Below are 26,338 nucleotides of genomic sequence, written 5' to 3'. Positions count from 1 at the left end.
TAACAGCGCTGCTGGGCGGTTATATTAATAGGTGATTGGGGTGAGACGTGAAGATAACAAAACCTAGAAATCATTCGTGAAAGGTATAAAACAAATTTCATTATCACTTTTCATGTGAAGTTCTTTTTATTATTCATAATTTCCTAACACCTGTGAACTACTCAGCTTACCTGGTTAGGTATCACGCAACGATCTTCTCCATTGAGTATTTTAGGATAACGCTCAATGCATATGTTCACAAAATTGGGGTTAAAGGTAACTCTAAAAATGCACTTTTTTCGTAATAGCTGTGTCAGCGCTGTACTCAAATCCTCATGTATTCCTTATACACTGCGGTTCTCCATACAGTACTTCCTTGCTCTTGCAAAAAAATCACTCTTTTTAGAGGTGCCCTTAAATACTTACATAACAATCCTCCCCCATTCTAAAAGACATATAACTGACAATAATTCAATGGGCGTTATTAAGCTCCCATCCACTGGCAACAGCAGGTAATTTATGCGTGACATTAAAATAAGTAGGCTTCCTAACCACACATTACTCAGTGTAGTCATTGCATCAACTGTTGGCTTAATACCTCTAACAACATATTCTAGTGACATTACTCAAGTTGATGCTACCCACTTTGCACCAAGTGATGTAGGTCCAGATGATGCCGTTATTATTGTTGACGACTGGGAACCACCAACTGATCCTAAACCTGATCAAGTTAAACATCCTTTTCCCCAACAGCACAATTTTAAAACGCTAATAAAGCCAAGCCAGCATAATCAAGATGTACTTAATCAACAAATAAAAAGCTACTTTGAGCAATGGCAAAAAAGCTACCTTAAAGCGTCGAATGGAAATACACCTGGTGGTGGCTACTACGTTGCGATGAAAGGGACAGGAGGTAATGGCAACGAAATTACCACATCTGAAGCACATGGCTACGGTATGTTAATTTTAGTGCTAATGGCAGATGCAAAAAATACTACGCAAGACAAGTTTGATGGCATGTATAACATGTACGACAAACACCGTAGCAAAGGAAACTCACACTTAATGTCTTGGGTAATCGATAAATCCGAGTCTCCTGATAAGGACTCAAACTCAGCAACTGACGGCGATCTCGATATTGCTTATGCCTTGTTACTTGCTGATAAGCAATGGGGATCTAAAGGTAAAGTCAACTATTTAAAAGAAGCAAAACGCATTATTCAACAAGGCATTCTAAAAAGTAACCTAAACGCTCAGTCTAAACGACTCATGCTAGGAGATTGGGATACCAACCAATGGTCCACTCGCTCATCTGACTGGATGATTGGTCACTTAAGAGCATTTTATCAGGCGACAAAAGATGAAAGCTGGAACCAAGCTATTGATACTATTTTTAACGTTTCTACTGAAATACAACAAACGTATTCTAAATCAACTGGACTCATGCCCGACTTCATAGTGGGTGAATCAGCAAAACCTGCTCCACCTGATTTTCTTGAGGGTGAAACGGATGATGATTTTTCATGGAATGCGTGCCGTTTTCCATTACGCATTGCAATTGATGCCACTCATCATAACCATGAAGCATCCCGAAAATTATTAAAGCCAATCGTCAATTGGATAACCAATACAACAGACTCTAACCCTTCTAGTATCATGGCAGGATACACTTTGGATGGAACCCCTTTAGTAGGCTACAGTTCGATGGCATTTACTGCACCAATGATTGCAGCTGCAGCAGCTATGGGAGATACCCAATATCAGTCTTTTATCGACAAAGGCTGGGACTTAATGCGTAAGTCAAAGGATAGCTATTACAGTGATACCATTAATTTACTGGCTATGTTATTTATTTCAGGTAATTGGTGGACACCAGCAGAAGCAAAACATCAGCAACCTGTATTTAAAGAAGACTTTGAAAGCTCCTCAGCAAACCCACTCAATCTAGAGTTGTCAGACGCAATTACCATCAAGGATAACTGTGAAGAAAACCACGGTAAATGCTTGAGAATTAGCTATCAACCCAATGAGCAAGGCTCCCCACGAATTACCAGCCGTTATAAACTCCCAGCAGCAAAGGCATATACACTAAACTACGATGTGTATTTTGAACCTGGCTTTGAATTTGTAAAAGGTGGAAAACTACCAGGCTTAGGTCCTATCCAACATATTACAGGTTGTAAAGCAGGTCATCCTGAAGGTTGGAGTGCACGACTAATGTGGGCACGGGATGGGCAATTAAGAAGTTACTATTATCCACAACAACGTCAGCAACGCTGTGGCGAGTCAAAGATGGCTGACTCATTCCAGTTTACTTCTGGTAAATGGTATAGTGTCTCACTTTATGTCAATGTCGGTGAAAATGACAACAACCAACAAGGTAAAATTGAAGTTTATATCAATGGCAAAAAACTCATTGAAAATAACTCCATTACGTTAAGAGACAATTTAACCTCCAACAGCGAAATCAACCAGTTATTATTCAGCACATTTTTTGGTGGTAATGATAAAAGCTGGGCACCAAGCAAAACAGTCTACTCTCGTTTTGATAATTTCTCAGTTTATAAGGGAAAATATATACCCTCAGCTAAATAGCTTAAATAGCATGTATAATCTTTGAATATATGATATTTGCCGCATTTAGTGCGGCAAATATTTTTAATCTTAACATCTATAGTTCTGGTACAGATGATGCTGTTATTTCAGTCACATAGCCACTATTATTTAACTGATGCTTTACTGTATTAATCTGCCACAAACCATTAACACCGGTACGAAAGTCAGTGAGCTTCAGCTGACGCTCTGCGCAAACAGACATTCGGCCAGGCAAAGACAGTGTAAGCTGCATTTCTCCCATAGCAGATCGCTCTAACTCAGCTTTTGCCAAGGCACTGGCAGCTTCAGCTGAAACGGCCTCCGTTTTTATTTGTTTTATAAGTTTATTATTTTTCTTGTTTCTATTATTATTCTTACTTTTGTCACTACTTTTGTTTATTCCTTTAGTGTTATTAGTATTGTGACGACTAGACGGATTTTTAGTAGCGCTTTTAGCAACAGTCACTTTTACCTTTTTTGCTTCAGATTTGTCATAGTAACTGGTTTCAACAGCATCATATGATGTCCGTTGAGTAATATTAACCCGCCATTGACTAACTTCCTGTGGCTGTAAGCTAATAACTCCTTTTTCCAATAACTGCGGTTTTAAACTGATTGTATCATTAGTAATTTTTAATACGCCACCAACACTTTCAGCCATGCGAGTTAAAAAATTAATATCGCTTTCATTGCGCTGATTTAATATGGGAAATGACTTATTTTTGTATTTTTCATCTATATCAACTTTTAGGTTATCGGCTTTAGCAATTTTATCAAAAATCGCTCTTAACTTGACTGATTGATCTTTACTGTTTTTACCTATTCCTCCCCAGGTTACTGTTTTAGGTGACTTTAGAGATGAAGACATATTTGCGGCTTTTGCTGATATTTTCATAGTGCTCGGTGCACTCGATAACTCAACTTCATCCACAACAAAAGTACCCATAAATACCAACTCTGAGGAGCTATAACCTAAAAATATTTTTAATTTAGCGCCAGTATCTGGTAATACAATAGCATGGTCTGCATCATCCAACAGTAACTCAAGTGTATCAGACTCCCAACCTGCATTATCCGTAATGGTTAAATCTAGCAACCTGTTATTAATAACATCCGTTATATTATGATCATCAACCTGCAACATATAAATAGGTTTTATTGCCATAATACAACCTGACCAGATGCTTTTTCAATATTTTCAATATCAGGAATAATCACAGGTAAATTCTCAGGTAAATATACCCCAAAATTTACAAGACCATGATTTTCTTCGAATATCTTTTCTGTTACATTTTCTGTTTGCCCATATATCTTCCATGCAATATTATCTACCGTGTCGTCGCATTTCGTCCAGTAGATGAGTTTCCCTTGTTGTTTCGCTTGGGACACTAAAAGGACCTGTTGCTCTTTCCACCTTTCGATTGTGTTAGCTCCTCTCTTTTTTTCTGGATCTGAGTTGTTGACTGTTTGCATACTTCACCTCCAAACTGTTTTAAATTAATTGTAAAGCTGATTTTTCTCGGCAATCCATCAGAAAAAAATACACTTTGCTGATCTGTAATTGACTCAATTAAATACAGTCCATGCAGCTTACCCGTTCCAGACGTTAAAACAAAAGGCTTCCCCTGGTTTGCTAAATTTCTTAATTTATCAAGTAAAAAATAGCTATCTTTATTAAGTTCAGTAAAAATAATGCCCTTTAAAGCAATTGTGGTTAAGCCTGGTCCCAAATATTGAGTAGCAGGTAAATAACTAATTCTATCTTGTGTCGCCCAGCGATAGCTATCTGAAATCGTTAAATCTTCATAAGCTGCCGTTGATATTGAAAAATGAAAATATCCTTCTTGAGAGCCAGGTAATGATAATGTCATCATTATCATACTCTTTTGCTCTTTAGCCGATGTCATAAAGTGCTCCTCTTGTTTTTAATTGAGCTTGCTGTTCACGTTGAGCCAGCTCTTTTCTCACCAGCATAGCAATATCTTGGGCATTCTGATTTGCAGTGGCATTTATTGTAATGGGAGCATTAACTGCAACACTTTGCGGTGTTGAATGTGCTTTTATAGGGGTAACATTTTGTTTGCCCAAAGCACCAGTATTAATCCCTAGCTCACCATTCATACTTTTGTTTTTTATTTCATCCGACTGATAAGCGGCCTGAAATTTAACTGCCCGATATTGGTTTAAATCAACTACATTGGTAGTGTCGAATGACGTAGTGCTACCTCGCCATTGCGGTACACCTGTCGATGCTTTTGCTGATACAGTCTGACGCGCTAAAGAACTTTCTTGTATAGCTTTAATCGATTTGGCTTTATTTCCTGATGACTTGTTTTCATCTTCATCATCACTAAAAAAGCCAATAATGTTACCAAACACGCCACTCACAAGGTCAGCCATACCTAAAAGTTTATCCGTGAGCCAACTAATACCCTCCGCCACGAGTGTGATAGGTGATAACAAAAAGCTAAATACAGCCCCTAATACATTTCCAACAGTCGAACCTATTGAGCCTAGCTCAGATAGCTCAGCAGCTGTAGCCTGTACAGGCGTGAATAAATTATTAAAACCACTTACAAGCCAGTCTATAGCTGTCCCTATTGCACTAAACAACGGTTCAAGGGTGTTAAATAATGGTGCCAATGCTTGCCTAACGGGTTCAATGGCATTCAATAGTCCATCAAATAAACCAGACATAAATGCTTTGATAGGGTCCCAGTATTTATAAATAATGACTCCTATGGCAGCAACAGCAACAACAATTCCAGCTATAACAGCAGCCAGAGGATTTGCCAATATAGAGGCATTAAATGCCCAGAATCGTGCTGTAGCTAAACGAATACCCGAGGTAAAGGTTATTAAAGCCCGCCTTGCTTTAAGAAAGCCTAATCGTCCTAACAACTTAAGCTGCCTGGTAAGCGACTTTACACCCGCAGAAAAACCTTTAGTTGCAAAGGTATTAAGTACTAAGTTTGCCCTACGCGATATTAATGCAGAAGTATTATTAGCTAAAGATTCACCCAGTTCTGTAAGGTGTTGCTGACCAATGTCTACGATAGCACTACCCACATTATCCAACGCTTGTGGAAAGTCAGTAATTAGGTTATCAACACTGGTAAATGCCGTTGTCACTCGTGTAGCTACATTCTCGATAACTTCACTCTTAACCTTAAAAGCGCTCAATATTGCTTCACTGGCTCCTCCAATATATTGGCCAGCAAAGTCTTTCGCTAAATTACTGGCTGCATCCCCCTGCAACGCGGCTTTTAAGCTTTCTCCTATATTTGGGAGATTTTCAGCTAAGTTAAATGGATTGCCAATAGCACTCCGAATATCACCGACAAATTGGCTTACTAAATCATTTTTTACATTAAAATTTTCCGATAATAAATCGGACAAATTATTCTGAGCACTATCCATTAAAGCAGGTATAACATCTTTTTTAATCGTACTTGAAAATGCTTCTTTCACTCCAGATAATGCACTTGCCGAATTAGTCAATAAATTCTCAACACCACCTGAGGCTTGCCATATACTCTGTAGTGAGTTCTCTACTAAATTTTGTTCTAACTTTAATGTTTGAGCTATCGACTGGCTGACCACGGGCAGTTTTGTTGCTGCCAAACTATCAGCTATTGATTGCAGATTTTTAGTCAGTGACTGAGATAGCTCCTTAGTTGAAAGTTCAGCCTGTTTACTGACTGCAGCAACTGTATTATCAAAAATAGTATCTAATGAAAATGAAACTGCATTAGTCATAACACTCGCCTTGCATTGCTCTTTCCTTTGCTTTTTTATGCCATATAAATAGTTCCGATAATTCCAGCTCCCAAAGCTCAGACGGAGGCCAATGAAAGACCACCGCCAAGTCAGCTAATACACTATGTATATCTTCTGGAATTACCGTTGTCCTAAAAAACCGGCAACAACTTCATTTACTTTTTGAAAGTCACCCGCATCCAAATCTTCAATAGCAGAAGGTGCAAGCTCAGCCAAATCAGCGATTAGGTCGATTGATTTAGTAATATCACCACCTTTTGAATCTTCCATTTTTTTCAAATCTTTAGCGCGTGGACGACGAAGATAAATCGTATCAACTTCAACACCTTCAGTTGTCACAGGGTAATTAAGTGTAATTTTTGTTTTCATCATTAATTTCTCTTTACTATTATTTTATAACTTATAAACAGACAAGGTATTATAAGCGGGAGGGAAAGCACAGTCTTACGCCACACATCCCTCCCACATTCATTTTTTGCTAGATTTTAAATCTATGCATTAAAGAGTGTATTTGTAACTATTGTTTTTAGCATTAATAATTTAGCTTAAGCCAGACCGATGGCTTTACGAATACCCTGCAGTTTATCTACACCATTAATGACGCGTTTCATATTAATAACATCAATTTCTGCAAGAATTTCTTTATCCATAGTGAGCTTATAATAAGATAAAGCAGCTTGAATTTTCATTGCACTTTTATCTCCAGCTTTCCATGCCCCCATATCTAACTCTTTAAATCCTCCAGCAAGAACAAGCTCTACAGTATGAACCTTACCACCTTGTTCCATCGCACCACGGATAATAAAGTTTTCTTTTTTTGTATAATCTAACGAAAACCAGTCAAAAATATTTTTATTACATTCATGAACAGTAAAACTACACTCCAGTTTTTCCATCCCCATATCAATACTAAGTGGTGCGTCTAATCCGCCTGCACTGTATTCTTCTGTTTTAATTGTTAATTTTGGTAGTGTTACTTCAGAAACACGTCCTGCATAGCCTTTACCAGCAATATACAGGTTCATATTTTGCAACACTTTAGGCATACCAAATTTATCAGTGACGGTCATTAGACAAGCTCCTCCAGATATTCATTTGTTAAGTGAGATGTAAAAGTAATATGTTCTGCTGGATAAGGTGGTGTAAATTCAATGTTAAAATAAACTTTTCCTTGCTGAATATTCGCTGGAGAATTGAGTTCTGGATCTGCATAACAGCGACCACCGATAATTGCACCTTTAGCTTGCAGGTCTCGTAAATAATTATTCACACCCTCAGATACATGCTCCAGATAAAGTGTTGTAATATTTTGGTCAACTGCCCACATATGTGCACGCAGCAAACTTTCATTAATCATATCAGCAGTACGACGTACAGAAAGAAAGCGCCACTTTTCGTCACCACTCGTAGTATGGTTACCCCATAAGCGAAAACCGTCTTTTCTAATCACCGTGGTTACATGCTTTTCATTTAACAAATTTGCACGACAGTTTTTATCACCCAATGTAAAATCAACAGCGCGACTTAAGTTACTTATACCATTAATAGGTTGATTAGATGGTGACCACCAAAAACCTAAATCATTATCGGTACGAGAAATGATTCCAGCAACACGAGCACTCATAGGTTGATCTTGATAGGTCTTGGTATCAACATTAAATACCTTAACAAATGGGTCAACCATATAAACACGTTCAGATGATACTTGTTCTGCGTATTTAATAACATCTGCATCATTGGTATTTGGTCCATCAACAATCACAACCGCACGAAGCCGTTCAGCAACCGTCTTTAGCTTATCAGCAACTTCAAACTGCTGGCTAAATTTAGGTGCTACCAATATACGTGGAGTGACACCTAAAATAGATTCAGCACTTAGCAAAGTCATAATACCTTGGTAATGAGCACCATCATCAGATGTATCTTTCAAAAATTCTGCTTTTTGAGCATCAGCATCGGCTTGCTCAGGCACTCTAACCACTACAACCATTGCACCTGCTTGATCAAATACGCCTTTAACTGCATCAGGAAGAGTACCCGTTTTACCGAGCTCTGCAGCCTCTTTAATATTACCTGCTATCAAAACAGGCGTATGGTAAGGAAATTTGCTATTATCAGCTTCGGGTGCTGTTCCTACTACACCAATAACTGAGCTTCTTACTGTACGAATGGGGCGTGGCCCACTATTATCTTCAACAATCTCAATACCATGTAAAAAATTTTCAGACATTTTAGTTCCTTTGTTTATTTTGTGATTATTATTTTATTTAAATTATTTTTTTGTTTTAAGGTGAAATATTTCATTATATTTAATTTATTCATCTTCAGGCTTTGACGGCAATGGAACCTCTTGTTGAACTTTCATACGCTCCTTTGTAGCGCTTTCTAACAGAGCATTAGCTTCGCTTTTCATACCCAAGTACGCTTTTATTTGAGCTTCTTCTAGAAGAGGTCTTACTCGTTTGGTATACCTTGATCTGCGCTGAGCTTCAGCTTGCTTATATTCAAATTCGTATTTCTTCTTATTATTCGTTACCCACTGCCCTAACATCCATTCATCAAAGTCTGTTTTTGGTTTTTTTTCTGTCCATGACGTGTCAATTGGACCTGACTCTGTAATAGAGTGAGTGTCTAGACAATTTTCTTTTCTGTAAACAGTTTTACCCCGATGATCCTCAATATATTTATAATCATTTAAGTCATTCTGAACAACAACAGCAAAGCCCGTTTTAGGTGTAAGTGGTTCATTTGTTAATGCATTAACAGGAATATGAGCTATACCACCACGCATGGTTGTGAAGTTTATATCAGGTCTTACTTCTCGTGTCTGCTCATCAAAAGTCCAGTATTTAATTTCTTTCATTTATCATCCTTATATATAAATTGCCATTGCACGGGCTATGTTACGAGGTCTTGTTTCTTTCCAATTATTTTTCTCACTATTTTCATTTGGATTATTTTTTCTTGTATGATTTATTCCACAATCATTATTTTGTTCGTCTGGACCTTCAGTTCCAACTGCATCACTGCCTCTTTTCTTCCTATTATTTCCATCATTTAGTGCATAATACGCAATACCGTTTTCATCAACAAAATCATGATGATGCCACTTTATTTGGTCATTTTGATAACTTAAAATATTTCTTTCAACATCAACTCCCCGGCCATTATCCCAGACACGGATAAACTCACCTCTTATTTCGCCTGTATTTATATGGTTATTTTTTACTAGGTGTGGATAAGTTTTTGCTAATCGCCAGTAAACTTCTACAGGTAAATTAACATTCATTTCCATTACTGCTTCTTCAGGAGGAGTTTTGCTCAACCAATAAAATGGCATTCCAACTCTTCCACCATAAGGTATCCACCAAAATGGTTTTTTACTGTCACTCCAACCATCGTGCCTATTTGTTATGTTGGAAGGATCTATTCCTTTACAAGTCAAATTAGGTCCCGCATACATTTGCATGGGTATAACTTGATCGTTCAGCTCGACAGTACATATTTCACCTGTTCGGTATCTTCGTTTTGGATCATAGGGCAAAAACTGAGCTGTAGATAACTTATTATTTAATTTATAGGCTGCTTTTGCAGTTGCCAGAATCTCACTACTATTATTCTCTAAACTATCTGTTTTTCGTGAAAAAACAGTTTCTACATACTTTTTTGACGCTAGCATTATTGCAGGATCAACACTGAGTTCAACCTGGCTTGCATTTGATACTTGCAACATAACTCGTAGAAATAGACTACTTCCACTGCCTTCTGTAATATTTGGCTTATATGTTTTAGGGTATTTTCCAATAGCAACCAGGTTATCCTGGTCATCATATAGTCCAAATTCAGTGATATAAAAGCCACCTACTTCATCTGGTATAACTGCTTCAATTACAAGCCAATTTCTATTTTCTGGATTGATATACAAATCATTGATTGCTCCATTCCAGCGTTCACGAACTAATTTTGTATCAATCTCCTTTGGGAATGTCTCTTCTCCATTATCATCACCTCCATCACCAACTTTTATCGTTTTTAGCTTTAACTTATTACCAAGCGCAGCAGTATTAGCAAACTGTGCCTGACCTATTTTGGTTAAAATACTATAATATTTGTTACTCATATAATCCCTTTAAATGTTTTCATACTTTTGTTATTAATGAATATCAGTAGCCTATAGATATCCATTTAATTGGCCATTTATTTAATTCTCCATCAATGTTATATGTCCGTAACACAACAGATGAATTAGTCATCGTTTTATCTAATTCAAGAACAAGAGCAGCTCCTGCCCCCTTATGCATACCAATAATTTGAAAACACTTATTAGGATATGGCATTGGAAATACTACTTTTAAGTTACCATTAGATTCCGAAGTCCCTTCTCCCCACTGAATTAAAAGGCCACCTAACCACAATGGAAATTTTACATATCCATTGACATCAAGTTGAGTTTTAACTCCAAATTTAAGTATCGAGGGCGTTATGTATTTTTCATTGTTAACACCACTATCGACATCATCAATATCAGCTTTTTTTCTTTTAAAAAAATTAGTTAAAGTATTAACAACTCCCTTAGGTGTAATAAATTTACTATCATTAATTCCTTCTAAGCACTCGTTATCCGAAGCTTTATCTTCAAACTTAACATATTGAGTATGTGGATTTTGTTCTTGACTATGATCCTTGATTTTCTCTTTTACATACTCCCTTGAAGCCAGGACTACTGCGGGGTCAACTTTCAATTGAACAACTTCAGTATTTGCAACTTCAAGAATAACCTTGATATATGAACTCGTGCCACTCCCTTCATCCAATGTTGGTTTATAGGTTTTTGGGTATTTTCCAATTACTATTAAGTCGCCTTCTTCATCATATAATCCAAACTCAGTGATATAAAAATTACCAATTTCATCTGGAATGACTGTTTCTGTTACTAGCCACTTATCATTTTTTGGATGCTTATGTAATCCATTTATACTTCCTTCCCAACGTTCTCTAACAATATCTTTATCACCTTCTTTTGGAGCTGTTTCCGCTCCATTATTATCACCACCGTCACCTATTTTTATAGTTGATATGTTTAATTTTTGTCCAAGCGCTGCTGAGTTAGCGAGTTTAGCCTTCCCAATATTAGTAAATATACTATAAAATTTATTTTCCATTTAATTTATTCCGAGAATAACGAGACAAACACAGAAGACACCACTACCATGTTTAATTTTGTAGAATTTATATCGAGCAAACTACTTCAGTCTGAAAGAGCAATACTATTTTTTGGATAAATTGTTATCGTATTCACTGATTGATAACCACAGCCAATAAAGCAACTAGTTGTTTCTTCGATATTTTTTACAATGAATGGATAAACAGTTGTAGTATTACCACTTTGTGATGCTACACCAATATATGGTGTTGTTGACTTATTTGCGAGATATATACGCAAGTCATATTGACTTCGTGCATTCTTTGTCTGCTCTATAATATCCTTGATATTACTATATTCTGATTCACTGATTCCTCTTGAACGGCTATAAACATTTGCTCTAAATGTACCAGGCTTCCGCTCAGATTCCTCTTCATAATCAAACCACTCTTCTATTTGAATATCAACATCCGTGGCAGCCAGTGCTTTTTTTAGTGCACCAATTGTCCCCTTTTGCCTATGAACACTGATCGATTCTTTTATGACATTTCTTTTAGTTCTCTCATCCCAAGTATTATCCCACTTATCAACTGACAATGCCCAAGCTAACCAGGGCAAGTATTCTGTTGGACACTTATCAGGATTCCATAACTCGTTAAAAGAAATATCTATTTCTTCAGCTCGTTTTAGTATAGCCTCAATTTTATTTTCAAGCGCTGTCCCATTGACTGGAATAAGCTTATCTTCAATATCATTTTCCTGTTTCATTACAAATCAGTTCCAATAATATTCAGCTTGATATTTGAAGGCTCTTCATCACTACCAAGATGACAATAAGCAACCTGGTTTCCTTCTACTTTTAGAATATTTAACTTAGCTTTATCGGGAGATTTCAAAACAACCTGCTGTACCCCAGGTACATGTAACGCAGCTAAAATACCAGACTCAGTAATATCATGACCTAAATAATGATGTTCTTTCACATACTGCTTAATTCTATTTTCAGCTTCCTTTAATACTACCTGCTGATCAGGTCCAGAATAAAATGTTATATCAGCTTCAATATTGTAGTGAATAGGCTCAACTGGTTTTACAATGACTTTATCTGTTAACGGTCTAATATCTTCATCATTTAATACTTCTTCAACACTTTGTAGGATATCACCATCTGGAGTACCATCACCATCATAGCTTTGCACAGTAACATACACAGTCCCCGGTTCATCTTCATGCCCTGTGACATACACGTCTTTTACCTTATCTGAAGCTGCTAGTGCATGAAAACGATAAGCGCCTTTAGGCCCTGCGGTGCTGAAACCTTCTGGCCCGAGAATAATTCGCTGACGTAATACGTCATCACTTTCAAGTAACCGTTTTTTAGGCGGTTCAGATTTTGGGTCCGCTTCTTGTATTACTTTACGTTTAAGTCCAATCAGCGCAGCTAAGTTATCTAAGTCAGCGCCACTTGCATAGGCCACCATAACTGAACGTGCGGCTTCATTAATACGCTGCCTTATAAGTAACTCTCGATAAGCAGCGACTTCAAGTAACTTGTAAGCCGGATCTGACTCTAGTAAAGCACTATAATCGGTATAAATTGCCTGAAAGTCACTCAATAACTCATGTAAAATTGCCTCATAGTCCAATGTTTCAACAACATCTGGAGCAGGAAGCTGTGATAAATTTATTTCCGTTGTCATACCTCGATTCCTTTTAAAGTAATTACCTGCTGTTCAGGGAGATAAATACCTTTCAACTCAAAACTTGCCGTACCTTGTGTAAGGCGTTTCAAAGTAATTTTTTGTAGTCGAAATCTTGGCTCCCAAAGTACAAGTGCATCAGCAACAGCAGCATAGAATGCAGCTATTGTCTGGTGATTTAATGGTGCATCAATAAACTCATGTAGCCGGCAACCATAGTCTCGCCTCATAACTCGGCTACCTAAAGGGGTTGTTAAAATATCGATAATGGATTGCTTTAAATGTTCTAACCCTCCCATTTCTTTACCCGTATGTCGATTCATACCTATCATTATTGCGTATCTCCTGTAGGATTTGCTTTACTATGACCAGTTACTGAGTGTGTATGCTTGTTATAAATTGCTCTGTCTGCAGACATACTTCTGGTTTTATCTGTTATATCCTGTGTAGCCTTTATATTTCCTTCAACATAAACATCCCCTTTAATAGAAACACCTCCTGTACTTACTATCTCAGTAGTTCCATTTTCAGCTATATTTATTTTTAGCTCACTATTTTTTCTGTCATATACAAACGTTGTATTATCCTTATACTGTTTTATGTGTATATCTGGATGATTAGCAAGTTTGTTAAATTTACTTTGATATAATGCTGGTAAAATTACACCTTGTTCTAACTCACCGTCAGGTGAAAACATTATAACTTGCTCACCTACTTCTGGCGCCCAGTACTCACGATCATGATGTGCACGAGTGGTCAGCCAAGGTACCCAGCTAGATATAAAGTCACCGGACACGATTCGTACTAAAGCATCTTCATAATCTACATCACTAATCACACCAATAATGACTGTATTAGCCAGTTTTCTTTCTAACTGAGAAACTCTGTATAGTATGTTATCTTTCATAACCCTTAACCTCAGAATATTTATCTGCGATACCAAAATCATCACGATTTGAGCTAAAATAAAGGGATTTAGGTTTAACAGGTGTTTCTACAGTATTATTTTCACACTCCAGCTGCATAGTATGTTGCCACTCCACTTGCCACCCATTAATCAGATGACCATTTATTTGCCTTACGGTTAATGCATTAGCCGTAATATTCATGGCTGGAGTGATACTATTTATTCCCCAATTGTTTGATTTAACTAGCCTTAACACTTTGTCCAAAAGGTTTAGTGATGCTACATCATCCATCCAATCATCTTTAGCTTTGTTAAAATAATAAAGTAAATAAGTCGCTTCATATTCTTGTGTATTAAAATAATCCAACTGTTTTGGACTAAGCTGTTTCGGCGTAATACGAATTGCAGGAAAATTTTCAGCGATTATTTGTGGATTTCTAATATCTAACAAACCAGTTTGTGATCCGATATTTTCAACTACATCAACTTCATCTTCTAAACACTCAATAATTTTTTTTGTAATTTTAGCCAACTCCATAAAGCACCTACTCTAGTTACTTATCTTAGATTCAATTAATCGATCAAGTTTGTTACTGATAAGCTGTAAATCAGCTCTTATTTCACCTTTTATATCAGTAATTCTCTGATCTTGCCTTTGTTGCATTTCTGCAAGATGCCCAATGGACTGACTATTTTGATCAATCCGTTTATCAATTGAACCACCCCATGTAAAAAGTGATATAACAACTGCAAAAGTACTAATGATATGAGTAATACTTATATTCTTATCCAAGTGCCAATGTTGCCCATAGCTTTTCTTTTCTTCTAAATGATCAACCAATTTATCCTCTCTTAACTGTTAACATTTCTTATCTACCCTTCACACTGAGTAAATTTTACTCGCTCTATATCTTCAAGCGTGATGAGTTCTGGTTAAAATTCATCCAACCATTTTCAATAGCTAACCGCGCGACGTAAATTACCTTGTTATAGTGATTATATTTGCGCTTTCCATACATGTTCAGGTGAAATATTTCACTTATTGACACAACGCTTGCTGGGCCATAAAAATCGCCGATCTCGATGTCTGATAGGATAAGTGCTATGAAATAACGTTGACTCTCGAAAGATATGTCATTAGCTTTGGATTCTTACTAGAAGGCTCAATCAACATCAACTAATCTACAGGTAAACATTCTGATTATTGTTAGTTTTTAACTAGTTATATGTTGGGTCTATGCAAGGAGTGCATTACAATGAACGATTATAAGCAGCTTCATGATGAGTTAAGATCCTTCCATGACCTATACCCTGAAGAATTTTCTTTACTTTATCGAAATAATCAAACCTGTACTCTAAATGAAAGGCTGATGAAGTATCAATTAAAATTTAATTTACTTGAAATAATTAATCGACAAGTAAAATCATCATATTGTATTTATTCATACCAAAACTGCTTCTTTATCACTGACTACAAAACTAACTCATTAGATCAAGTATTTTCGCCTTATGATGAAGAAGTCAATATTTGTGCACCATTTTATACAAATGAATTATTTAAAAATCAAAGGGTTTTAGAAATTGGGACAGGATGCGGGCTTTATACAACACTTGCAGCGGAGAAGGGTTGTACTGTAACAGGGGTTGACATTAATCCTAAAGCGGTTGAATATGCGAAATTTAATATATTATTAAATAATGTTCAACAATATACTAAGGTTATGGCTGCTGATATTGAGTCAATGCTCCCACTGGTTCCAGAATATGATTTAGTTATTGCTAGCTTACCTTATATGCCAAACCCTCCAACATTATCAGAAAAGAAGACATACTCTGATGGAGGAGAGTATGGTTGGAAGCTTTCACTTCAAGCCATAAGTCAAATTTCGAAACGCTTAAATTCACGTGCAAGATTAAAAATGTACACTATGAACTTAGGCAACGAACATACATCTTATATTGAATTAAATCCTTATTTTTTCTTTAACGATTTACCTGTTAGTGTAACTTTAACCAAAATTTGTGCAAACATGCATACTTTTAGTGACTGGTATACTCATAAGTTTTCAACTAACAATAATCAAGCTGTAATCCTCCAATGGCTAGACCACCTTAAAGCCAGAAATTTAAACTATATGCATTATGTGACACTAGAAATTACTCCTGCCTCTAAGTTTTCATTAACAGTAAAACGAAAAGATTATAATTTGAACATAGCCTACCCACGCTCTAAAAATATCTACTCACCCATAGTGTGATACATGAACTCTTAATCGCTCTAGCTCTAGTCACAACCGCCCGAAGAATCACTTGAACTGCTAGAACAAGTATCACTTCCACTTGAGCTACTATAGTCAGTATAATCTGTCGAATACTGATAACTTGACTTCCTACTTCCTTTTCTATGTTTTTTAGATTTAACCTTAATTTGTTTATTCATTTTTGGTGTATTCTGTGAACTACTCTCCTCCCTCGGATATATGCATAAATGAAAGTCAAGAGATAGAATGCAAATACTCCCAATAAATAGCTGCCTCTAATGTACATAAAAACATGTCCATTATGATCAAGATCGAAAATAAATTGTGGTGCTATACATAAAACTATAGTAATAAGCCAACCTATACTTCCTCTCGTAATTTTTACGCTGTAGTATACCTTTCACGAATCATTTTTAGGGTTTGTTGTCAGCGCTCTTCACCCCAGTCACTTATTAATATAAGCTCCGGGGGCTTCATCACTTGACGGCCGCCCCTAAAAAACCTTCGTTTTGGGTATATTACACAAATCACTAAATGGACACTTTTTAAATATTAATCTATGCGATTATTTTTTTCTTCGATTGTTTTCTTTTCATTTATGGTTTCGTTCAGCTGTGTATTTACACTTTATAAAATCACTACTGAATATTATACAGTGCAAGCTACTGTTATTGACTATCAAATCAAGAAATCACCTGCCCACTCTTACTTTCCAAAGGTGAAGTATTCAGTTGAAGGTCGTGTTTACACAATACTGTCAAAATCAAGTAGTAACACAAAATATTCTATTGGTGAGTCAGTTACCTTATACTATTTCAAAGATGATCCCTCGACATTTTTCCTTGCTTTTGATATTGACCGACAATGGTTCATACTAGGTGTTTTCTTTTGCGTATTCATGGTTTTCCATTATGGTAGCTTCCTATATAACGTCGCTATAAAGTAAATAGTGGCTTAAGTTACATGTGAAGCAAAAATCATTTATGATTTAAATTTTTCATCTTCAGCAAATGAAAATACTTTACGTACTACAAAGCCAAGACCATACCAAACCAGCGCGAATATCCATAGTATTATGACTAAGTCGCCTTTTCCAAAAAAGCTATCTATTTGAACATCACTGGGGTCATCTGGATTGTAGCGAATTCTGACGGGGTACCCTATATCGTAATTTTTCGGTTCAACTGTATGATTCGTTATGGTTTGAATCTCTTTGCCGTCAGGTAGATCAAACTCAATAACTGCGTAATGTACAGTTACATTTTTGCTTTCATAATCTGCTTTAAAATTTTTAACATAAGCCAGATCAGATTTTCCTGACATAACGCTTGATAGCCAAAAATAAGTTAAAACTAAACTAATTGCTGCAAATATATATGCAGGTATCATTATCAATTTTTGCATATTCACTTAATACTGAGATAAAGAACAAATACTTCACAAATCTTTTTTGTGGTATACCTACTGGTATGTTACTTGCCAAATTGAAGGATATGGCCCTTGCTCACAAGAATGGCATTCCAGTTCATCGTTACGTTTGCCTTTCAAAATAAATTCTAACTCAGATTCTGCTTTAGTAATTTGACAATAGTCCGTTGTATCGGGTCGGCCTTGACTCAAAGTTATATTATCTCCTTCCAGACACACGTTAAAACTCAGCTCTGATACTGCATGCTTACCTTCGATTGTCAAATAGGCTCGGTAGCCGTTAATCTCAAGTTTATATTCTACCTCTTTAGTATCTTCACTCTCAGCGACTGCCTTAGGAATATAATTTCCATTAAAGGGGTTAAGTGCTTTTTTTACTTCATCAAATGCTATTACATAGACAAGCATGTAATACATGTAGATTAAAAAACCTGAAGCAGCTAAGGCAGCAACACCAAAGAGACTCTTTCCTTTAAGCATTGCGATAGTAAGGCCACCAAAATAACATAGCATGATAATTGGAACAAACGTAGTGATAATGCCTATCCAAAAACCTACCAACTCTGTCAAATCAGAAAAGGCAAGTCCACGATATAACGCATAGCTAATCCCAATAACAAAAGTCGAAATATATGTAAACAAAAAAAATTTAAACGCTGCTTTAAGCTCTGACATCTAATACACTCTCAATATTCAACATAAATTGATAGCATCAATTTTATGAACAATCTTATTTAATACTGAAATCAATCTATATAAACTGAAAGTATTCTCCATTTATCTTCACTATATTTATATTTATTGTTCCGCCTCCTTCAAAGTTTATTAGAGGTATAGCCTCCTCACCTTCATCTAACTTTATATTCTCATTAATATCATTAGACATATCAGGCTTAATTCTTAACTTTATATATTTATCGTCTAAATACCTCTTCACAATAAGTTCATGAGATAAAACTTTCGTTTTCTTAAGTTTATTTTTTACAAGTTTTTCTGCTGCGCTTTTCGATTGCTCGAGAAACAATTGCTTATCATATCCTCTAGCATCTATCGTTATTAAATTGCTAACACTAAAAAATCTTATAAATTTATCAACATCACTTTCGAGCATGTCTGAGAGGTTCGTTTCAAAAAGACTCAGTATTTTATGTGCGATATCTAAAAAGTCTTCATTTGTTTCTTCTTCAAATATCTCCAACTTATTTAGCCATGGAGTGACATCATATAAATCTGCTTCAAAAGTCTGTTTTATGACAATAGCATTAAGCTCTTCATCATATTCACCGTCTATAGATGAGTAAGAAAAATCACTAATTAATTTACCAGCAGAAGCCCCTTTATTACCTATTTGTAGATTTCCTTCAATAACAAAGTCTACTTTACGTATATCTGTAATACCCTTCTTACGGTTAACCCAGTGAGGCCTACATATAAATGAAAGTTCATTCATACCCTTAATAAGATAATCATTTAGACCAGCTGAAAAAGTACCTGACTCAGAATCATGCTCTAAAAAGAAAGGAATACCATTTATCAAAATTTCAAGTGATAATTGTGAATAGCTATAGGTCAACTGTATAACTTTAGGACTCATTATGTGAACTCATTCATTAATGATGATTTCGAAGTTAAGTCAATTCTACTAGACTTTAGTTATAGCAATAGTATACGCTAAACTCTGTATTTAATGGAGATTAAGATGTTTATGAATAGACATCACATTACTTTAAATTTTAGTATTGTGTTCTTTTTCACCCTCTTAACAGGGTGTGATAATCATAGTCAGGAAGTAGAATCCTTCAAAACATCGATTAAGGACAACTTCATTGACTTTAACGGTGGAGAAATGCGTCGAAAAGTCTCTTTTGATTTAAGCTGGAAGCTAGAAGAAAGAAATCGTAAAGTACCTGAGTATTTTAAAGTTATAGTTTCAGATTTCACAATACAGAAATACCCAACTACCTGCTATGAATTTGAGTTCTTTATGAGGATAACGGGACATACTTCTGAACAATTCGAAGATGCTAAATGTCCTGACAAGAAAAAAACACCCGCAAACTCAATACCTTGGCATGATGCTCAAGCGTATTGCGAATGGCTTGGCTCTATATTTGGCAAAAAGGGTTCTCTACCAACAGAAGCACAATGGGAGTTCGCCGCTACCAGCGGTGGAAAAGATGTTGAATATGCAACCAATAATGGCAAGGTTGAGCCAGGAATCAATACTATCTGGGGTGATTCTAAGAAAGCACCAAAGCTACCTCCCTCTATCGATAAATATCCTCCTAATCCAGCAGGTATCTATGGCATGCATGGTGGGGTATATGAGTATGTGTTTGATTGGTATGATGAACTTTATCCTGCTAATGCACCGGTTAATGACCCAGCAGGCCCTCCATCAGGTGAATTAAAGATTGTTAAAGGTAATGATTATTCAAGTTCCTCTGACCCTGAGTTTCTCAAAATCATCACTCGCGCCTCTACAGACACTAAATATGGTAGTGACACTACAGGATTCCGTTGCCAACTAAATTAATTATTAAATAGCCTCTATTTTCTAGAGGCTTTTACCATTTCTTGTTTTGCAACTTTAGCAGGGCTAATATAGTCATCAAGCACATTTTGAAACTCTCCTTTTATATACTCATTAAAATGTTCTTTACGAACATAAACTCCACCAAAACCACGCATCTCTCTTAAGTCTTCATCAATCTTCAACGCTAATGCTTCTATAGATTTTTTATCTAATTTTAGAATAGCTTGTTTTTTTCTCATGTTTTCTACTACTTGCTTAACTGTATAGTCAACATCATATGTCTTTATTTTTGCCACCTTGTATTTCTTTGGATTAATCCCTCCCAATAAGTAAGGACTTATTTCTTTTTCTTCATACCCAGCTATTTCAGAAATCCTAACATCAACAAACTCACTAAATTTTTTCTTCAGAATTGCTCTTATTTGAACATCATCTAAGTCTTTAGCAGGATTATAAGCATCTTTATTTTTTTCCTCTTTTCCCTCAGGCCATTTAAACTTGCCAAAAGGGTATTCCTGCATTAATTCCTTTTCTTCATTCCAATCTACTTTAAAATGAACTGAGACAATGTTTGCCTTAATTACAACAGGTAATACTTTCCCCTCACCTTCTACTTTTATTTTTTCGTTAGCATTTATGTCAATATCCATTGTGGTTTTATACTCAACACCAGTTTCACCAGTGACAGATGCACCAAATGCTTCTCCAAATTTGACTTCTATTCCTATTTTAGGTACTGCCTTGTTCTCCGAAATAACTTGAGTCTTTTCTTTTTCTTCAAATACAACACCTGCTTTAAGCACCCAGCTTGCCTCAAGTGATATAAAAGCTTTTATGTAATAGTCATCTTTAATTTGAATTGCCAAACCTACTTCAAACTTTATCTCAAGCATTTTGATACAAAAGAGTATTTCATAGTAAGTATATACATCTGGCTTATCTTTATATTCTTTATTTTGTAGCTTTATTTGCAATCCACCTTTAAAAACATCAATATTAACGTCAGCATAAAATCCAAGTTTTGCAGTAGATAAAGTTCTTAACGCTGTGATCAATCCATGGACTACTTCAACAGTATGAAAGATTGGATTGAGTTCTTCCAAACAACTAAACTTTATTGGTTCTGGTCCAAACCCATTATCTACAGTTAGTGTAGCTTCAGGATAAGCATTTTCAGTTCCACGTGATAGTGTGCGAGACTGTTCTATTAAAGTCTGAGGAATACCATCATCTGATTCAGAAGTAACTTCTTTTCGTTTTTCTTCTAATGTATAAGACTCAACTTCAGCTTTCCTTGGATCATACCCTTTTATCTCATCTGTTTTAAGTAGTTCTTTATCTCTAAATATTTTTCTAATACCAATTTTTCTTGATTTAAAAGAAGGAAACAATAATGTAAATTCCCAAACACTCGCTGAATAAACATGAATCCCTAGATCACCCAAACACGGACCATTAACTTTATATTTTTTTACTGGCTTTTGGTAAACCGTAATCAATTCTAAAATATCAACTATTTTTCTAAATTCAGAATTCAATGCTGGTCTTATATATGATGCTTCAACTTCAAATGTTTTTCTGTCTTTAGTATCAGATACCTTTTTCACTGCTTTCGCATCAAGATTATGGTTTAACTTATCTGGTGCTTGCGATCCACTTAACTCAATACCAATTGTATCACTATATTCATTCACACCGTCACCAAGTTTTGTTTTACTTGGTTTAACATCTGGTACAACACTGATGACTTTTGGCTTCTTATTTTTTAAATTCCTCTTTTTGTGAGCACATGCAATTTTCACATTACATTTAGAATCACACTCCTCACAAGGCTTATCTTTATCCTCTGGGAGTTTCTCTTCAGCCTTCGGTTCTTGCTCCTCAGGCTCTTTTGTTTTTTCCTTATCTTTTGGCTCTTTTATCTTTTCAGGCTCTTGTTTCTTGGGCTCTTCAATTTTTTTCTTATCTTTTGGCTCTTCTATCTTTTCAGGTTCTTGCTTCTTTGGTTCTTCAATTTTTTTCTTATCTTTTGGCTCTTCTATCTTCACAGGCTCTTGTTTCTCTGGTCCACCTTTCGGAGGAACTGGACACTCATCTTGTGGTTTACGCCCGGGTATTTTTAATTCATAGCCTGCATAGATTTTATCTGGGTCTTTGATATCTTTATTTTCTTTTAGGATTTCGTCTACGGTTGTGTCGTGCTTTTTAGCCAAATCACCTAATGTGTCACCCCGCTTAATAACATAGGGATCATCGCAGGAAGGCTCAGGAATACGAATATTGGTATTCGCGTAGATAAGATTATCATCGGTAATGCCAGGATTAGCTTGGCGTAGATCTTCAACGCTTACACCATTTTTTAATGCAATTGTGGCTAAAGTATCACCTGGTTGTATACGATAAATCTTATTTGAACTCATTTTCTGTAAACTTCCTAAAATTCTGCTAACCAACGCTACCTTAAATGTCTTGTTTTTGTTCTTGATACATTTTTAATAGCTGTGCTCTAAATGCTTCATCACTTTTTTGTGTATATGAAAGCGGTATCAATTCATCGTCTTGATTAATAAGCTTATCTGAATTTTTCTCGTAGAGTTTTTTCACCAAGCCTGTTATTAATGCACTATCTGGCTTGATGTCGTTATACCGATCCAGAAATTCCATACGTATTATTAAGTCTTCTTCATTGAAAGGATCAATGAGTTCTTTTATGCCAAAATCTTGACTGAGCATCTCATATACAATGCATTTAACAGGATCAAACGGAACCCCAGGCTTTTCATACACTAGTGCATTATATTTTTCCAAACGCTGCAGTTTTTCATGTTCAGAAAAATCCGTATTAAACAAAATTTCTTGCTCTAACTTCATCCATTCTCGCTTGGGGATATCAGGACCAAATTCTGTCACCACTAAAATGAGTCTCGCCACCAGTTTGGTTTTACTGATGCCATAATCATCACTTTTATCACACCAGTAACGAATCGTTTCATGCAGCTGTTTGGGTTTAAGTTTTTTAAATGCGGGGTTTTCTTCCATTAAATATAAAGCGATGGCTTCTTCCACTTTATGTTTGTGCTCAGCCATAATGCCTTCCCACTGTTTAGCGCTGAATTCAAACCAAGGGCGCTCTTCTGGGAATTGACCATGCCAGGCTTGTGGGTTTTGCCAAACGATCCATTCACGTTCAAATTCATCTTTAATGACATCATGGGTTTCTGTGCTACTTGTTTGCCGAAATAATTCAGGCCGGTAATGATTGGGCACCCATAACCTGTCGATAGGCCCTAATAATTTAGCTTGTTCATTGGTTGTGCTGGCATTCAGTAGCGGATTAATCACCCGAGGATCTTGATAGCGAAAGACAAGTTGCTCTGCTAATGGTGTTTTAACATACAACAAGCTTTGTAAGTACTTTGATAATGACTCAAAAGCTAAGGTAGAGCCTAACAGTAACCCCCAATATGCTTCTCGTGTTTCATTCAGTATAAAATTGACGATTTTTGAATCTGCTTTTAGCTCAACTAAGCAAGGAGATAAATGCAAGCAACCATTGAGGGGGGTATCAATAAATATGGGAAATACGGATGGATTATCTTCCAACGTAAATAAAGTTGGCATGAGCTCATCTACTATCGCCCCATCAATTAAGGCATACAGCTGATGCTGTTTTTTTTCGAAGTATTTGTTTAACTGGCTATTAAACGCACTCATGATTATGTTTGTCTCCTACCCAGCCACATTACACAGTACAATCAACACACTCACCATTGGACGCACAATCACTCACTAAAGGTGTACCTGTTTTGGCCGCTTTAGCAATCACTTCTTCTTGTCCTTGAATGACATTTAACGGTAAGGCTGCAACATTTTTCGCTCGGCTGGCACTGCCACTTCCAAAACTAATCGTACTACCAACAATGGTTACACCCGAAGGATCCAGTTTGATGAAGTTTCCACCTACTTTAGCTGTTAATTCGACACGGGCATCCATGACGATTTTACGGCTGGCTTTGGCATGATGCTCACTCCGACATTTTTCCAGATAGGCTTGACCAAATTTAGTGTAGGTTGAGGATTGGGATTCAATATGCCGGTTTTGCCCTATTTCAATACGTTCATTTTTATCTTTTTGCCAGTGGGCATCACCTTCAATCACTATTAGGCTGTCTTTGCCCACGACTAAATGACGATGACCATTAATGTGCTCACGGTGATCATTTTTAACTTTAATATCCATATCTTTTTGAGCATGGATATAAATTTGTTCCTGGCCTTTTTTGTCTTCAAAACGCAATTCATTAAAACCGCCACCACCTGGGCTACTTTCGGTTTTAAAGGTGCTGCGACTTTTATGAGCAGGCAATTCATACGGCACTTTATTATTAGCGTGATAAACACATCCAGTGACCATCGGATTATCAGGATTACCATCCAGATACTCAATAACCACTTCTTGGCCAATCCGCGGGATTGCAACTTGCCCCCACTGCCCTCCAGCTATTCCGGTGTTCACACGAAGCCAACGCGTGGTCTTTTCATTTTTTTGACCATCTCGATCCCAGTGAAACTGCACCTTGATTCGGCCATGTTTATCGGTGTAGATTTCTTCACCTGCAGGGCCTGTCACTACGGCAGACTGGGTACTTTCAATCAAGACTTTTTTATGTTTTTGCGCCGGACGATAATTTTTGTCGGCAGGTATACAGTCAAAGTAATTAATGTAATGTCCACCTTGACTGGGTGCACCCTCATCCAGCGCCTGTGGATTGGTCCCTTCGTGCTTTACCTGAGTAATCAGGTATTCCCCTTCAAAATGAGCATGTTCAGTAATATTCACCCGGTGCCCTGGTAACAAACGCCGGCTATTGCTGGCACCTTTAAGCATCACTTTATTCGTTTGTTTGGCTTCCATACGCAACTTAGCGTATTCATCGCCTTCTTCAGGAAGTTGATAATTACCCGGGTACTGATACTGTTCAAAATAGTCATCTCCATCTACATTTTGACTGACTTCAAGATTCAGGCTGGGCTTCTTGAAGTTATAATCACGCATGGAGACTTTGCCAAACTGAGTTTGTGCCTGTTTACGTAACTTATGAACACTATCCGCATCATTCACCATACCGCTGATATCTTGGTAGAGTAAATCTCCACCTGGAATGGTCGTTAATGCAGACTGGCTATCTGCCATCACCATTCGGTGACGATCTGATGTATGCTGAAAATGAAAATGAATGCCTTCTTCTTCCATTAAACGGGAAATAAAATGCAAGTCGTTTTCATCATATTGGACCAAATAGGTTCGAGGTTGGTAATTCCTCATCAGCTGAAAGGTAAAATCATCCGTAGAGAGATTGGCAGCTAACAATACCGATTTAATAATATCAGGCACAGTTTGGTGCTGAAAAATTTTAGTGTTTGTTCGCTTTGTTAAGGTCCATGCTTTGGGTGCAAGGGTGATACCATATCGCGTAAAACGACGTCCCGTATCCTTCTGTTCAAAGCTGATAATGACACCATTAACTAACCGTGGATAACTCGGATCTTTAAGAGTCAGTGTTGCCGTCTTTTGAAGAAAGTCAGAGGGAAGCAAGGTATCACTTTCAACAGCCAACTCTATTTCAAACTTATATATACCCGATAACAACTCAAGGCCATCAACTTTCATTACGCGTAATGCATCACTACCCTTTTGGCCTGCTACAACAAAATCAAAGAGATTTTCATTAGCTGCGATAGAACTCATGTATTACCTTTTCAATAACTCATCTTTTGTGAGTATTTCACACCCACAACAGCGGTATATTTTCAAATAAGCTGACACTTGGAATTACCGGTCTTATCTTTATTATAAAACCCCTAATCCAAGAACACTGTTATAATAAGCATTTTCTTCCTGTTTTTTTGTAACACCGTTAGCTATGGCACAGATTATTTAGTCACTATGTGTAGTAGTATTTGCGAATGAGTAATCTTTTTTTAGAGGTAGTCCATAAGTAAAACTGA

27 protein-coding genes are annotated in these 26,338 nt (G+C 36.5%); 4 read left to right on the top strand and 23 right to left on the bottom strand.

The features are described from left to right. Positions 1-498: 498 nt before the first annotated feature. A complete protein-coding gene (locus tag KHS79_RS08875) occupies positions 499-2,574 on the top strand; it encodes a glycosyl hydrolase family 8 (RefSeq protein ID WP_212718376.1) in 2,076 nt (691 codons plus the stop codon). 76 nt (positions 2,575-2,650) lie between these two features. On the opposite strand, the gene KHS79_RS08870 is transcribed toward KHS79_RS08875, so the two are convergent. From KHS79_RS08870 to KHS79_RS08790, 17 genes are all read right to left on the bottom strand, one after another. After that, the gene (locus KHS79_RS08870; protein WP_212718374.1) at positions 2,651-3,739 is read right to left on the bottom strand and encodes a phage late control D family protein; all 1,089 of its coding nucleotides are present in this window, start codon (positions 3,737-3,739) and stop codon (positions 2,651-2,653) included. Next, positions 3,730-3,963, bottom strand: coding sequence for a tail protein X (locus KHS79_RS08865; RefSeq protein ID WP_212718372.1), 234 nt, complete (start codon positions 3,961-3,963; stop codon positions 3,730-3,732). Before KHS79_RS08865 ends, KHS79_RS08870 begins: the two co-directional genes overlap by 10 nt. Beyond that, positions 3,963-4,481, bottom strand: coding sequence for a phage tail protein (locus KHS79_RS08860; protein ID WP_212718370.1), 519 nt, complete (start codon positions 4,479-4,481; stop codon positions 3,963-3,965). The genes KHS79_RS08865 and KHS79_RS08860 overlap by 1 nt, the downstream gene beginning before the upstream one ends. After that, complete coding sequence (locus KHS79_RS08855) at positions 4,468-6,333, bottom strand: phage tail tape measure protein (protein ID WP_212718368.1); 1,866 nt, start codon at positions 6,331-6,333, stop codon at positions 4,468-4,470. Before KHS79_RS08855 ends, KHS79_RS08860 begins: the two co-directional genes overlap by 14 nt. After that, entirely contained in the window at positions 6,326-6,442 is a 117-nt protein-coding gene (locus tag KHS79_RS08850; RefSeq protein WP_233468337.1) for a GpE family phage tail protein, read from the bottom strand. The genes KHS79_RS08855 and KHS79_RS08850 overlap by 8 nt, the downstream gene beginning before the upstream one ends. A 32-nt stretch (positions 6,443-6,474) precedes the next feature. Further along, positions 6,475-6,726 (bottom strand): phage tail assembly protein, encoded by a 252-nt coding sequence (locus KHS79_RS08845; RefSeq protein ID WP_094785823.1) that lies wholly within the window; start codon positions 6,724-6,726, stop codon positions 6,475-6,477. 173 nt (positions 6,727-6,899) lie between these two features. Continuing rightward, a complete protein-coding gene (locus KHS79_RS08840; RefSeq protein ID WP_212718366.1) occupies positions 6,900-7,424 on the bottom strand; it encodes a phage major tail tube protein in 525 nt (174 codons plus the stop codon). Beyond that, the gene (locus KHS79_RS08835) at positions 7,424-8,584 is read right to left on the bottom strand and encodes a phage tail sheath C-terminal domain-containing protein (RefSeq protein WP_212718364.1); all 1,161 of its coding nucleotides are present in this window, start codon (positions 8,582-8,584) and stop codon (positions 7,424-7,426) included. Before KHS79_RS08835 ends, KHS79_RS08840 begins: the two co-directional genes overlap by 1 nt. An 84-nt stretch (positions 8,585-8,668) precedes the next feature. Next, the gene (locus KHS79_RS08830; protein WP_212718362.1) at positions 8,669-9,217 is read right to left on the bottom strand and encodes a hypothetical protein; all 549 of its coding nucleotides are present in this window, start codon (positions 9,215-9,217) and stop codon (positions 8,669-8,671) included. 9 nt (positions 9,218-9,226) lie between these two features. Further along, positions 9,227-10,474, bottom strand: a complete 1,248-nt coding sequence (locus KHS79_RS08825) for a phage tail protein (protein WP_212718360.1) — start codon at positions 10,472-10,474, stop codon at positions 9,227-9,229. A 43-nt stretch (positions 10,475-10,517) separates the two neighbouring features. Next, entirely contained in the window at positions 10,518-11,516 is a 999-nt protein-coding gene (locus tag KHS79_RS08820; protein WP_212718359.1) for a phage tail protein, read from the bottom strand. A gap of 86 nt (positions 11,517-11,602) precedes the next feature. Beyond that, entirely contained in the window at positions 11,603-12,265 is a 663-nt protein-coding gene (locus KHS79_RS08815; RefSeq protein WP_212718358.1) for a phage tail protein I, read from the bottom strand. Further along, entirely contained in the window at positions 12,265-13,197 is a 933-nt protein-coding gene (locus KHS79_RS08810; protein ID WP_212718357.1) for a baseplate assembly protein, read from the bottom strand. The genes KHS79_RS08815 and KHS79_RS08810 overlap by 1 nt, the downstream gene beginning before the upstream one ends. Further along, positions 13,194-13,529, bottom strand: a complete 336-nt coding sequence (locus KHS79_RS08805) for a GPW/gp25 family protein (RefSeq protein ID WP_206196663.1) — start codon at positions 13,527-13,529, stop codon at positions 13,194-13,196. The genes KHS79_RS08810 and KHS79_RS08805 overlap by 4 nt, the downstream gene beginning before the upstream one ends. Next, complete coding sequence (locus tag KHS79_RS08800) at positions 13,529-14,104, bottom strand: phage baseplate assembly protein V (RefSeq protein WP_212718356.1); 576 nt, start codon at positions 14,102-14,104, stop codon at positions 13,529-13,531. Before KHS79_RS08800 ends, KHS79_RS08805 begins: the two co-directional genes overlap by 1 nt. Continuing rightward, positions 14,094-14,642, bottom strand: a complete 549-nt coding sequence (locus KHS79_RS08795) for a hypothetical protein (protein WP_212718355.1) — start codon at positions 14,640-14,642, stop codon at positions 14,094-14,096. The genes KHS79_RS08800 and KHS79_RS08795 overlap by 11 nt, the downstream gene beginning before the upstream one ends. Positions 14,643-14,654: 12 nt before the next feature. Beyond that, entirely contained in the window at positions 14,655-14,945 is a 291-nt protein-coding gene (locus KHS79_RS08790; protein WP_027709938.1) for a hypothetical protein, read from the bottom strand. A 415-nt stretch (positions 14,946-15,360) separates the two neighbouring features. On the opposite strand from KHS79_RS08790, the gene KHS79_RS08785 reads away from it, so the two are divergent. Both KHS79_RS08785 and KHS79_RS26350 read left to right on the top strand, forming a co-directional pair. After that, positions 15,361-16,362, top strand: a complete 1,002-nt coding sequence (locus KHS79_RS08785) for a methyltransferase domain-containing protein (protein ID WP_212718353.1) — start codon at positions 15,361-15,363, stop codon at positions 16,360-16,362. Positions 16,363-16,924: 562 nt separating this feature from the next. Beyond that, positions 16,925-17,311, top strand: a complete 387-nt coding sequence (locus KHS79_RS26350; RefSeq protein WP_212718351.1) for a DUF3592 domain-containing protein — start codon at positions 16,925-16,927, stop codon at positions 17,309-17,311. Positions 17,312-17,346: 35 nt separating this feature from the next. Here KHS79_RS26350 and KHS79_RS08775 read toward each other — a convergent pair whose 3' ends face one another. The 3 genes from KHS79_RS08775 to KHS79_RS08765 all read right to left on the bottom strand — a co-directional run bounded on the left by KHS79_RS08775 (position 17,347) and on the right by KHS79_RS08765 (position 19,387). Beyond that, on the bottom strand, positions 17,347-17,769 hold the full coding sequence (locus KHS79_RS08775; protein WP_212718349.1) for a DUF3592 domain-containing protein: 423 nt from the start codon (positions 17,767-17,769) through the stop codon (positions 17,347-17,349). A gap of 57 nt (positions 17,770-17,826) precedes the next feature. Beyond that, positions 17,827-18,468 (bottom strand): hypothetical protein, encoded by a 642-nt coding sequence (locus KHS79_RS08770; RefSeq protein WP_212718347.1) that lies wholly within the window; start codon positions 18,466-18,468, stop codon positions 17,827-17,829. A 76-nt stretch (positions 18,469-18,544) separates the two neighbouring features. Beyond that, complete coding sequence (locus KHS79_RS08765) at positions 18,545-19,387, bottom strand: hypothetical protein (RefSeq protein ID WP_027710492.1); 843 nt, start codon at positions 19,385-19,387, stop codon at positions 18,545-18,547. A gap of 111 nt (positions 19,388-19,498) precedes the next feature. Here KHS79_RS08765 and KHS79_RS08760 point away from each other — a divergent pair, with 111 nt between their 5' ends. Beyond that, positions 19,499-20,329, top strand: coding sequence for a formylglycine-generating enzyme family protein (locus tag KHS79_RS08760; protein ID WP_212718345.1), 831 nt, complete (start codon positions 19,499-19,501; stop codon positions 20,327-20,329). A gap of 14 nt (positions 20,330-20,343) precedes the next feature. Here the strand turns inward: KHS79_RS08760 and KHS79_RS08755 are convergent, their stop codons facing one another. Genes KHS79_RS08755 through KHS79_RS08745 form a run of 3 tightly spaced genes read right to left on the bottom strand, consistent with a single transcriptional unit; the run spans position 20,344 to position 26,078 of the window. Then, entirely contained in the window at positions 20,344-22,749 is a 2,406-nt protein-coding gene (locus KHS79_RS08755; protein WP_212718343.1) for a LysM peptidoglycan-binding domain-containing protein, read from the bottom strand. Between the two features lie 40 nt (positions 22,750-22,789). Further along, positions 22,790-24,043, bottom strand: coding sequence for a DUF4123 domain-containing protein (locus KHS79_RS08750; RefSeq protein ID WP_212718341.1), 1,254 nt, complete (start codon positions 24,041-24,043; stop codon positions 22,790-22,792). A gap of 28 nt (positions 24,044-24,071) precedes the next feature. Beyond that, positions 24,072-26,078 carry a type VI secretion system Vgr family protein gene (locus KHS79_RS08745; protein ID WP_212718338.1) on the bottom strand — a complete coding sequence of 669 codons (2,007 nt, stop codon included), beginning with the start codon at positions 26,076-26,078 and terminating at the stop codon, positions 24,072-24,074. Positions 26,079-26,338 lie beyond the last annotated feature (260 nt).

The organism is Zooshikella ganghwensis, assembly GCF_018263875.1.
Classification (GTDB): Bacteria; Pseudomonadota; Gammaproteobacteria; order Pseudomonadales; family Zooshikellaceae; genus Zooshikella; species Zooshikella ganghwensis.
The sequence above is the reverse complement of the archived record's forward strand: the minus strand, read 5'-3'. Positions and strand labels throughout refer to the sequence as shown.

What these genes read in the sequence shown, in the direction of transcription:
- KHS79_RS08875 (WP_212718376.1), top strand. Translation starts at nt 499, where the DNA reads ATGCGTGACATTAAAATAAGTAGGCTTCCTAACCACACATTACTCAGT.
- KHS79_RS08870 (WP_212718374.1), bottom strand. Translation starts at nt 3,739, where the DNA reads ATGGCAATAAAACCTATTTATATGTTGCAGGTTGATGATCATAATATA.
- KHS79_RS08860 (WP_212718370.1), bottom strand. Translation starts at nt 4,481, where the DNA reads ATGACATCGGCTAAAGAGCAAAAGAGTATGATAATGATGACATTATCA.
- KHS79_RS08855 (WP_212718368.1), bottom strand. Translation starts at nt 6,333, where the DNA reads ATGACTAATGCAGTTTCATTTTCATTAGATACTATTTTTGATAATACA.
- KHS79_RS08845 (WP_094785823.1), bottom strand. Translation starts at nt 6,726, where the DNA reads ATGATGAAAACAAAAATTACACTTAATTACCCTGTGACAACTGAAGGT.
- KHS79_RS08840 (WP_212718366.1), bottom strand. Translation starts at nt 7,424, where the DNA reads ATGACCGTCACTGATAAATTTGGTATGCCTAAAGTGTTGCAAAATATG.
- KHS79_RS08835 (WP_212718364.1), bottom strand. Translation starts at nt 8,584, where the DNA reads ATGTCTGAAAATTTTTTACATGGTATTGAGATTGTTGAAGATAATAGT.
- KHS79_RS08830 (WP_212718362.1), bottom strand. Translation starts at nt 9,217, where the DNA reads ATGAAAGAAATTAAATACTGGACTTTTGATGAGCAGACACGAGAAGTA.
- KHS79_RS08825 (WP_212718360.1), bottom strand. Translation starts at nt 10,474, where the DNA reads ATGAGTAACAAATATTATAGTATTTTAACCAAAATAGGTCAGGCACAG.
- KHS79_RS08820 (WP_212718359.1), bottom strand. Translation starts at nt 11,516, where the DNA reads ATGGAAAATAAATTTTATAGTATATTTACTAATATTGGGAAGGCTAAA.
- KHS79_RS08815 (WP_212718358.1), bottom strand. Translation starts at nt 12,265, where the DNA reads ATGAAACAGGAAAATGATATTGAAGATAAGCTTATTCCAGTCAATGGG.
- KHS79_RS08810 (WP_212718357.1), bottom strand. Translation starts at nt 13,197, where the DNA reads ATGACAACGGAAATAAATTTATCACAGCTTCCTGCTCCAGATGTTGTT.
- KHS79_RS08805 (WP_206196663.1), bottom strand. Translation starts at nt 13,529, where the DNA reads ATGATAGGTATGAATCGACATACGGGTAAAGAAATGGGAGGGTTAGAA.
- KHS79_RS08800 (WP_212718356.1), bottom strand. Translation starts at nt 14,104, where the DNA reads ATGAAAGATAACATACTATACAGAGTTTCTCAGTTAGAAAGAAAACTG.
- KHS79_RS08795 (WP_212718355.1), bottom strand. Translation starts at nt 14,642, where the DNA reads ATGGAGTTGGCTAAAATTACAAAAAAAATTATTGAGTGTTTAGAAGAT.
- KHS79_RS08785 (WP_212718353.1), top strand. Translation starts at nt 15,361, where the DNA reads ATGAACGATTATAAGCAGCTTCATGATGAGTTAAGATCCTTCCATGAC.
- KHS79_RS26350 (WP_212718351.1), top strand. Translation starts at nt 16,925, where the DNA reads ATGCGATTATTTTTTTCTTCGATTGTTTTCTTTTCATTTATGGTTTCG.
- KHS79_RS08775 (WP_212718349.1), bottom strand. Translation starts at nt 17,769, where the DNA reads ATGCAAAAATTGATAATGATACCTGCATATATATTTGCAGCAATTAGT.
- KHS79_RS08770 (WP_212718347.1), bottom strand. Translation starts at nt 18,468, where the DNA reads ATGTCAGAGCTTAAAGCAGCGTTTAAATTTTTTTTGTTTACATATATT.
- KHS79_RS08765 (WP_027710492.1), bottom strand. Translation starts at nt 19,387, where the DNA reads ATGAGTCCTAAAGTTATACAGTTGACCTATAGCTATTCACAATTATCA.
- KHS79_RS08760 (WP_212718345.1), top strand. Translation starts at nt 19,499, where the DNA reads ATGAATAGACATCACATTACTTTAAATTTTAGTATTGTGTTCTTTTTC.
- KHS79_RS08755 (WP_212718343.1), bottom strand. Translation starts at nt 22,749, where the DNA reads ATGAGTTCAAATAAGATTTATCGTATACAACCAGGTGATACTTTAGCC.
- KHS79_RS08750 (WP_212718341.1), bottom strand. Translation starts at nt 24,043, where the DNA reads ATGAGTGCGTTTAATAGCCAGTTAAACAAATACTTCGAAAAAAAACAG.
- KHS79_RS08745 (WP_212718338.1), bottom strand. Translation starts at nt 26,078, where the DNA reads ATGAGTTCTATCGCAGCTAATGAAAATCTCTTTGATTTTGTTGTAGCA.